The 8,790-nt window shown below is 71.8% G+C and carries 9 protein-coding genes and 2 pseudogenes; 7 read left to right on the forward strand and 4 right to left on the reverse strand.

The annotated features are described in order from the left end of the window. Nucleotides 1–55 precede the first annotated feature (55 nt). The gene (locus JM949_RS30565; RefSeq protein ID WP_203151580.1) at nt 56–1,081 is read left to right on the forward strand and encodes an aspartate-semialdehyde dehydrogenase; all 1,026 of its coding nucleotides are present in this window, start codon (nt 56–58) and stop codon (nt 1,079–1,081) included. A 183-nt stretch (nt 1,082–1,264) separates the two neighbouring features. Beyond that, nucleotides 1,265–1,642, forward strand: a pseudogene (locus tag JM949_RS30570) (PPOX class F420-dependent oxidoreductase); the annotation flags it as partial. A gap of 25 nt (nt 1,643–1,667) precedes the next feature. Here JM949_RS30570 and JM949_RS30575 read toward each other — a convergent pair. After that, nucleotides 1,668–2,249 (reverse strand): nucleotidyltransferase family protein, encoded by a 582-nt coding sequence (locus JM949_RS30575; RefSeq protein ID WP_238434180.1) that lies wholly within the window; start codon nt 2,247–2,249, stop codon nt 1,668–1,670. Nucleotides 2,250–2,337: 88 nt separating this feature from the next. On the opposite strand from JM949_RS30575, the gene JM949_RS30580 reads away from it, so the two are divergent. The 4 genes from JM949_RS30580 (at nt 2,338) to JM949_RS30595 (ending at nt 6,253) form a co-directional block, all read left to right on the forward strand. Continuing rightward, nucleotides 2,338–2,754: a CBS domain-containing protein gene (locus JM949_RS30580; protein WP_203151581.1), complete on the forward strand. Its 417-nt coding sequence runs from the start codon at nt 2,338–2,340 to the stop codon at nt 2,752–2,754. 219 nt (nt 2,755–2,973) lie between these two features. Then, nucleotides 2,974–3,345: an SCP2 sterol-binding domain-containing protein gene (locus JM949_RS30585; protein ID WP_203151582.1), complete on the forward strand. Its 372-nt coding sequence runs from the start codon at nt 2,974–2,976 to the stop codon at nt 3,343–3,345. After that, on the forward strand, nt 3,345–5,405 hold the full coding sequence (locus JM949_RS30590) for an amylo-alpha-1,6-glucosidase (RefSeq protein WP_203151583.1): 2,061 nt from the start codon (nt 3,345–3,347) through the stop codon (nt 5,403–5,405). Before JM949_RS30585 ends, JM949_RS30590 begins: the two co-directional genes overlap by 1 nt. Before the next feature lie 95 nt (nt 5,406–5,500). Continuing rightward, nucleotides 5,501–6,253: a lysophospholipid acyltransferase family protein gene (locus tag JM949_RS30595; RefSeq protein WP_203151584.1), complete on the forward strand. Its 753-nt coding sequence runs from the start codon at nt 5,501–5,503 to the stop codon at nt 6,251–6,253. 90 nt (nt 6,254–6,343) lie between these two features. Here the strand turns inward: JM949_RS30595 and JM949_RS40045 are convergent, their stop codons facing one another. Next, a complete protein-coding gene (locus tag JM949_RS40045; protein ID WP_238434181.1) occupies nt 6,344–6,601 on the reverse strand; it encodes a hypothetical protein in 258 nt (85 codons plus the stop codon). A 42-nt stretch (nt 6,602–6,643) separates the two neighbouring features. Here JM949_RS40045 and JM949_RS40050 point away from each other — a divergent pair, with 42 nt between their 5' ends. Continuing rightward, nucleotides 6,644–6,916, forward strand: coding sequence for a hypothetical protein (locus JM949_RS40050; RefSeq protein ID WP_238434182.1), 273 nt, complete (start codon nt 6,644–6,646; stop codon nt 6,914–6,916). 221 nt (nt 6,917–7,137) lie between these two features. On the opposite strand, the gene JM949_RS30605 is transcribed toward JM949_RS40050, so the two are convergent. Together JM949_RS30605 and JM949_RS30610 are read right to left on the reverse strand one after the other, a co-directional pair. After that, complete coding sequence (locus tag JM949_RS30605; RefSeq protein ID WP_203151585.1) at nt 7,138–7,851, reverse strand: response regulator; 714 nt, start codon at nt 7,849–7,851, stop codon at nt 7,138–7,140. After that, nucleotides 7,824–8,790: pseudogene (locus JM949_RS30610) on the reverse strand (hypothetical protein); the annotation flags it as partial. The gene JM949_RS30605 and the pseudogene JM949_RS30610, both read right to left, overlap by 28 nt.

The raw sequence follows: 8,790 nt of genomic DNA on the forward strand, positions 1-8,790 counted from the left end.
GGGGGGTGGGAAAGGGGTCCCGTTCAGCGGGGTGGGCTGGGTAGGCCTCGCGGGCATGAGGATCGGCATTGTGGGAGCCACCGGCCAGGTCGGTGGCGTGATGCGGCAGGTGCTGGCGGAGCGCGAGTTCCCGGCGGAGCAGGTGCGGTTGTTCGCCTCGGCGCGGTCCGCCGGGCGTACGCTGCCGTGGCGCGACGGTGAGGTGACCGTCGAGGACGCCGCCACGGCGGACTACTCCGAGCTGGACATCGTGCTCTTCTCGGCCGGTAAGGGCACGGCGCGGGAGCTGGCGCCCCGGGTCGCCGAGGCCGGTGCCGTGGTGATCGACAACTCTTCGGCGTTCCGGATGGACCCGCTGGTGCCGCTGGTGGTCGCCGAGGTCAACCCGCACGCGGCTCTCGACCGACCGAAGGGCATCATCGCCAACCCGAACTGCACCACCATGGCCGCGATGCCGGTGCTGCGTCCGCTGCACGCCGAGGCTGGGCTGGTCGGCCTGGTCGTCTCCACGTACCAGGCGGTCTCCGGTGCCGGGCTGGCCGGCGTCGCCGAGCTGGACGAGCAGGTCCGCAAGGTCGCCGAGCACGCCGCCGGGCTGGCCTTCGACGGCTCGGCGGTGGAGTTCCCCGCCCCGCGCTCGTTCGCCGAGCCGATCGCCTTCAACGTCCTCCCGCTGGCCGGTTCGATCGTCGACGACGGCTCGTTCGAGACCGACGAGGAGCAGAAGCTCCGCAACGAAAGCCGCAAGATCCTGGAGATCCCCGACCTGAAGGTCTCCGGCACCTGCGTCCGGGTGCCCGTCTTCACCGGCCACTCGCTCCAGATCAACGCCCGGTTCGCCCGCCCGCTCACCCCGCAGCGCGCGCACGAGCTGCTGACCGACGCACCCGGCGTGGCACTGACCGACGTCCCCACGCCGTTGCAGGCCGCTGGCCAGGACCCGACCTACGTGGGGCGGATCCGCGCCGACGAGACCGTGGAGTACGGGCTGGCGCTGTTCTGCTCCAACGACAACCTGCGCAAGGGCGCCGCGCTGAACGCGGTGCAGCTCGCCGAGCTGGTCGCCGCCGAGCGCCGCTGACCGTCGCCGTCGCCGGGCCCCGCACCGCACCTTGGTGAGGGGTCCGGCTTCGTTCCGGGCGGCCCGCCGCGACGGTCGGCCGATCGTGCTTGGATGAGACGAAGCCGACAGTCGCACCTGGAGGAAACCGTGCCGGATGACCGGACCCAGCAGGCGTTGACCGATCTGGTCGCCGGCCGCTCGATGGGCGTGCTCGCCACCATCAAGCGGGACGGGCGGCCCCAGCTCTCCACAGTGGTCTACTCCTTCGACCGGGACGCCCGCCTGATCCGGGTCTCGGTCACCGACGGCCGCGCGAAGACCGCCAACCTGCGCCGGGACCCACGGGCCAGCTTCCACGTCAGCAGCGAGGACGGCTGGGCGTACGCGGTGGCCGAGGGGCGCGCCGAGCTGACCTCGGCCGCCACCGAGGTCGGCGACGAGACCGTCGAGGAGTTGGTGACGCTCTACCGGAGCCTGCGCGGCGAACACCCCGACTGGGACGAGTACCGCCAGGCCATGGTCGACGAGGGGCGGCTGGTGCTGCGGGTGCGCGTGGAGCGGCTCTACGGACTGCGCCCCGGGGCTGACGCGCCGTCGCCACCGGTCAGCCCGGCTCGATCACGGTCACCCCGGGCCAGCGCTGGGACGGCCGGTGCCGGGCCAACCGCTGCCGGGACCAGGCCACGTCCACCCGGGCCGGGTTGTGCCGCCAGATCCCGCCCAACAGATCCGCCAGACCGTACGGGGCGCAGACCTCCAGCCGGTCGTCCGGATCCAGCCGGACGGCCACGGCGGTCGCGTACTCCGGCCAGGTGGCGACCGCCTCTGCCACGCTGCGGTACGGCGCGATCGGGTCGCCGCCGAACTTCGCCGCGTACCAGGTGTGCACCGCCGCCTGGTTGCGGGCCTGCCACGGCGGCTCCGCCCAGGCCGCAGCCAGTCGGGCGGTGGCCCGGTCGTCGTCGTCGCGGGTCAGCCTGGCCGGGTCGAAGAAGACCACGTCCACGTCGTGGACCGTCGTCGGATCGAACCCGTCGCCGTACCGCTCGCCCCAGACCAGGTCGCGCAGGACTCCCGCGCCGATCCAGGCGTCCGGCAGCCCGGAGTCGCGAACCACTGTCAGCGCCCGGCTCAGCCAACCGCTGCCAACCACAAGGTCCCGCAACTCCCGCACACCCGACGTCATTCGCCCACGGTAGGCGGCCGGCTCATCGGGCGTTACCCCCTCCCTGGCGACGGGTAGACGGACCTGCCGACACCGAGAGGGGAGCACCATGACAACGGTCGGAGAGTTCATGACGACCCGGTTGGTGACGATGGACGGCAACGACACACTCATCTCGGCCGCACAGGAGATGCGTGACAGTGCGATCGGTGATGTGGTGGTGACCGACGGCGACAACGTGGTCGGCATCGTCACGGACCGGGACATCACGGTCCGAGGGGTCGCGGAGAACATGGACCCGGGTTCGACCCGCCTGAACCAGATCACCACGCGCGACGTGATCACGGTGAGTCAGTACGACGACGCGGTGGCCGCCGCGGATCTGATGCGTACGTACGCCGTACGCCGACTCCCGGTGATCGACGACGGACGTCTGGTCGGCCTGATCTCGATGGGTGACCTGGCGGTCGAGCGCGAACCGCAGTCGGTGCTCGCGGACATCAGCGCCGACGACCCGAACAACTGACCGTCCGCCGCGGCAGGCGCCGGCTCTCCCCACCGGGGAGAGCCGGCGCTGCGCTGTCCCAGCATCACCGGAGGCGGGCGGGGGAGGGGTCATCCGATTCGGGTGAGGTTGGGCGGAGGGGCGGCGGGGACCCGTGCGGGGACGTGTGAGGCCGCCGGCCGTGCGACGGGAGCGCGGTGGGTGGGATCCCGGGCCCGGCAACTGGGAGGAGTCGACCCGATGGTGGACGCGACCACGAGGTTCTTCGAGGACCTGGACCGGCGGGGGTACGAGCCCCTGCTGGCGAAGACCTCCGGGACGCTGCGCATCGACCTGCACGAGGGGGCGCAGACCCGGCACTGGCTGCTGAGGATCGACCACGGCCGGCTGAACGTCAGCCAGGAGGACCGGGAGGCCGACACGGTGATCGGCGCGGACCCGGTCCTCTTCGACGACATCGCCGCGGGCCGCGAGCACGGGCTTGCCGCGTTGTTGCGGGGGGACATGACGGTCATGGGCGACGCCCGTCTCGTCGTCCAGGTGGAGCGGATCTTCCCGGGTTCCCCGGACGCCCGTGGACCCCGTCGGCGTTTCGCGGGGGAGGGGCACTGATGGGGCAGAGCAACACGATCCGGATCCTGGACGGCAACACGTTCGTCGTCTGCGAGGACACCGGCGACATCGAGGCGACACCGAGCGAGCCCACCGGGCTGTTCTCCATCGACACCCGATTCCTGTCGACCTGGGTGCTGACCGTCAACGGTGAGCGACTCAACTCGCTCTCCTTCGACGACCTGCAGTACTTCGAGTCGCGGTTCTTCCTCGTCCCGGGGATGGCCACGCACTACGTGGACGCGAAGCTGTCGATCATCCGGGAACGCACGGTGGGCGGCAGCTTCCGGGAGCAGGTCACCATCCTCAACCACGACGAGAAGCCGATCGACCTGGAAGTGCGCATGGACGCGGCGTCGGATTTCGCCGACCTGTTCCAGGTCAAGGACGAGATCCTGAACAAGAAGGGCGAGATCTACACCGAGGTGGAGCCGGACCGGCTGCGGTTGGGGTACCGCCGGGGCTCCTTCCGGCGCGAGACGGTCATCTCGTCCACCATGTCGGCCCGGTACGACAGCAAGGGCTTCGCGTACACGGTGCACCTGGAGCCCAACGAGCAGTGGGAGGCCGCGATCCACGTCGAGACGCACGCGGTCGGGCCGGGTGGTCGGGACCTGCGTCTCGGCCTGCGCATGCACGGCACCGAGCGGGTGGAACTCCAGCATGACCTGGAGCGGTGGATCGCCGAGGCTCCCAAGGTCAACAGTGAGCACGGTCGGGTCTCCAGCACGTACCGGCGCAGCCTGATCGACCTGGCGGCGTTGCGCTTCTCGCCGCTGTCGTTGGGCGGCGCCACCCTGCCGGCCGCTGGTCTGCCCTGGTTCATGACCATGTTCGGTCGGGACAGCATCCTCACCTGCCTACAGACGCTGCCGTTCACCCCGCAGTTGTCCAAGACGACGCTGCGCATCCTGGGCGCGCTCCAGGGCAGCCGGTTCGACGACTTTCGGGACGAGGACCCGGGGCGCATCCTGCACGAGATGCGCTACGGCGAGACCGCGGCCTTCGAGGAGCAGCCGCACTCGCCGTACTACGGCTCGGTGGACGCGACGCCGCTGTTCGTCGTGCTGCTCGACGAGTACGAGCGGTGGACCGGGGACGTCGCGCTGGTCAAGGAGTTGGAGCAGGAGTCCCGGGCGGCGTTGCGGTGGATCGACAACTACGCCGACCTGGTCGGTAACGGCTACATCTGGTACGAGCGGCGCAACACCGACACCGGTCTGGAGAACCAGTGCTGGAAGGACTCCTGGGACTCGATCTCCTACTCCGACGGCACGCTGCCGCCGTTCCCGCGCGCCACCTGCGAGGTGCAGGGGTACGCGTACGACGCGAAGGTGCGCGCGGCCCGGATGGCCCGTGAGTTCTGGGGTGACCCGGAGTTCGCGGACCAGTTGGAGCGGGAGGCGGCAGAGCTGAAGGAGCGGTTCAACCGGGACTGGTGGGTGGCCGACGGCGAGTTCTACGCCCTGGCCCTGGACCCGGACGGCCGCCAGTGCGACATCCTCAGCTCCAACATCGGTCACCTGCTGTGGAGCGGCATCGTCGATCCCGAGCGGGCCGAGAAGCTTGCCGCGCACCTGGTCGGGCAGCGACTGTTCTCCGGCTGGGGAGTGCGCACGCTCGCCGAGGGGGAGACCCGGTACAACCCGATCGGCTACCACAACGGGACGATCTGGCCGTTCGACAACTCGTTCATCGCCTGGGGTCTGCGTCGGTACGGCTTTGCCGAGGAGGCCGCGACCATCGCCAACGGCATCCTGGACGCGGCCACCTACTTCGACGGCCGGTTGCCTGAGGCGTTCGGCGGCTACCCGCGCGAGTTGACCAAGTTCCCGGTGGAGTACCCGACGGCGTGCAGCCCGCAGGCCTGGTCGACCGGTACGCCGCTGCTGCTGCTGCGCACCATGCTCGGCCTGGAGCCGCACGAGGGTCACCTGGCGGTCGAGCCACGGCTGCCGGTCGGGATGGGCCGCATCGAGGTGCTGGACATCCCGGGTCGCTGGGGGCGGGTGGACGCGTTCGCCCGGGGCCGGCTTGCCCTGGACAACCTCGCTGACTGACCGACTCGACGGCGCAACCGGCGGTGCCGCGCGGACCGTGGCACCGCCGGTCCGCCACCGAGCCGAATCCCAGCTCGGCAAGGTAGATTCTGCGAATGCCGGAGCTCGTGTACCCGCCCGTTATCGCCGTTGCCAAGACGATGTTCCGTCTCCTCGACCTGAAGATCACCATCGAGGGCGCCCACCACGTGCCCCGCACCGGCGGGGCGGTCTTGGCCAGCAACCATGTCAGCTACCTCGACTTCATCTTCGCCGGCCTGGGCGCGAACGCGTCGGGCCGGCTGGTCCGCTTCATGGCCAAGGACTCGGTGTTCGCGCACAAGATCTCCGGTCCGCTGATGCGCGGCATGCGGCACATTCCGGTGGACCGGCAGGCGGGGGCGGCCTCGTTTCGTGCCGCTGTGGGCGCGCTCAAACGCGGCGAGGTCGTCGGCGTCTTTCCCGAGGCGACGATCAGCCAGTCGTTCACCGTGAAGGAACTCAAGAGCGGCACGGTGCGGATGGCCCGCTCGGCGAAGGTGCCGGTGTTGCCGGTCGCGCTGTGGGGCACCCAGCGGCTCTGGACCAAGGGTCGTCCGCGCACGCTGACCCGCCGACACACCCCGATCACCATCCTGATCGGCGAGCCGATCGACCCGGCGGACTTCCCGGACCCGAACGTGCTGGCCGCCGAGCTGACCACCCGGCTCAGCGCCCTGGTCGACCGGGCCCAGCGGGACTACCCGGACACCCCGGCCGGCCCGGACGACACCTGGTGGCAGCCCGCGCACCTGGGCGGCAGCGCGCCCACGCCGGAGGAGGCGGCCGCCCTGGACGCGGCCGCCGAGCAGCGCGCCCCCAGCGCCTGAGGTCGGGTTGGCCGGATCGTTCCGCACCCGGACATGATGGTGTCTGCCGGGCACGGCAGCACGGTGGAGGCCGCCGCGCGGCCGTCGGCTTCACCGATCCCCGGATGCTGCGCCGCCTGCGAGCCCGCGCCACGAGGTCGGCTCCGGCCGGGAGCGGTAGTAGTCGTCCCGGGAGTGGAATTCCACCGGCAGCGAACCGGGCAGCGTGACCCGGGTGTCCCCGGTGAGCAGGCTCGGGCCGGCCCGCAGCAGCAGCACATCGCGTTCCTGGGCCGAGAGGTCGACCAGTTGCGGGCGGGTGAGCCGGAACATGGCCGCCGCCCGGCGGACCTGCCGGGCCAGCGCCACGACCTCGGCGGGCGGCCGCCGAGGGCCAACGCCGGCTGCTGGATGGTGCGCAACGCGTCGCAGACGATCAGCACCTGCGCGGGCGCGTCCGGCTCCGTCGCCGGCAGCTCCAGACGGGACGGCCACTGCCAGCGGATCTGCCCGCTCATCAGGCCGTTCAGCCGGGCCGGCGGCCGGGCCCGGCGCGTGCCGTCGGCGACCAGCGACAGCTGCGAGCCGCTGCCCACCCAGCAGATTCGCTGGTCGGTGACGGTCACCGCGACCGGCTCGGGTAGCCGCCACCGACGCCGCGTCTCGCTCGGCCCCAGCAGGTAGCCCGCGACCAGTAGCCGGTGCCGCCCGAGCACCCGCTCCCCAGGCACCGGGCGCAGGTGGTAGCGGCGATCCAGGGTCGGCGCCAGCTCGTCGTCCGGGGCGTCGAACCGGTGTGGACCGATGAAGAAGGGGGACGCGTCGGCGTGCATCGTCACGACCTCCCGGTCAGCTGGCTGTGCGGTCAAGCCTCGCGGATCCGGCGGCGGCTGTCATGACGCCTGTTAGGGGGTCGGCCGGTCGTGCGTCGCCTGTGACCGGTAGATGCCAATCTCCTCCGGGCGGACGAGACCGTCCTCGATCGCGCGGGCGAGTAACGCCGCCTTTGTGGCGGCTGGCCGCCCCGCCCGGGTGTACTTGATCCGCGCTCGATCGACGTACTGCTTGACGGTGTGCTCGCTGATCTGCATCCGGCGGGCCACCGATGCCTTCGACATCGACTGGAACCAGAGCAGCAGCGCCTCACGCTCCTTGTCGGACAGCATCGGCCGGTCCGGCCGTGGGTCACCGACCATCGCGCCGGCCAGCGCGGGCGGCACGTACGGACGGTCGCTCGCGGCGGCCAGCACTGTCGCGACGCAATGCTCCCGACCCTCGTGCTTGGCCAGGAACGCCACCGCCCCGGCGTCCAGCGCGGCGAGCATCGTCTGCGGGTCGGTGTGCTCCGAATAGACCACCACCCGCCGGCCGGCGGCGCTCAGCTCGGCCAACTTGTCCAGCGCCATGCGCCCGTGCAGTCGCAGGTCGAGCAGGACGACGTCGGCGTCCGGCGCGGCCCGCAGCACGGCGTCCGGGTCGTCACCGGTGGCGAGCACCGTCAGTCTCGGCTCGGTGGCGAGCCAGGCGCGGACGCCCTCCACCACCACCGGGTGATCGTCGACGATCGCCACCCCGACCGGACGATCGTCGGTCACCGCCGCCACTGGGTCTGCGCCCATCTGATGTTCCCGTCCCGTTCGTAGAGGTACCGCACCGGCCCGTCGTCATGCTCCCCGGGTGGTGGGCCGGTCGCCTCCGGCCCCTCCCGGTCCGGCGTGACCAGGCTGACCACCACCTCGTCCGGGCCGGAGACGACGGTCAGCCGCGCCCAGTCCTGGACGTCGGCCAGGGTGCCGGTGAGCGGGTCGGCCAGCCGGCGACGGATCTCCACCGGCAGCGGCGGCGGGGTACCGATGGTGACCAGGTCGATCGGCAGTCCGTTGCGTTCCGCCAGGTCGGCGGCGGCCCGCAACTCGTGCAGCAGTGGGTCCGGCACGTCGTCGGACTCGGCGATCAGCCGGCGCAGCCGGGCGGCGGCCAGCACGCACCGGCGCTGCACCTCCGGGTCGTTCGGGTCGGCCTGACCGGCGGCCAGCTCGGCGAGGACCCGCCCGGCGGCCGAGCTGACCAGCGTCAGCCGGTCGCGGCGTTCCTGGACGCCCCGCTCGGCGGCGTCCCGCTCCGCGGCCATCGCATGGCCGGCGGCCGCCACCGCGGCCCGCTCCCGCGCCAGGCCGACGACCACGGCGCTGCCCACGAAGACCGCCACCGGCAGCGAGAACGTGCCGTAGACGTACATCACGTAGCGGGCCACGTCGCCGGGCCGGGGCCGTGCCCCAGCACGGCGACCAGTGCGATCAGCGCGTGCGTGCTCAGCAGCGCGATCAGGGCCGCGACCCGCCGACCCCAGACCGCCAGCACGAAGAACCAGCCGAGGGTGCCCCACACCCAGTTGGCGGCGGTGAACAACTGGCGCTCGCCGGCCGCGGCGAAGACGGCCGCGTCGACGGCCAGCAGCAGCCGGCGGCCGCCACCGCGGCCCGCTCCCGCGCCAGGCCGACGACCACGGCGCTGCCCACGAAGACCGCCACCGGCAGCGAGAACGTGCCGTAGACGTA

It is taken from the genome of Micromonospora tarensis (assembly GCF_016803395.1).
Taxonomy (GTDB): domain Bacteria; phylum Actinomycetota; class Actinomycetes; order Mycobacteriales; family Micromonosporaceae; genus Micromonospora; species Micromonospora tarensis.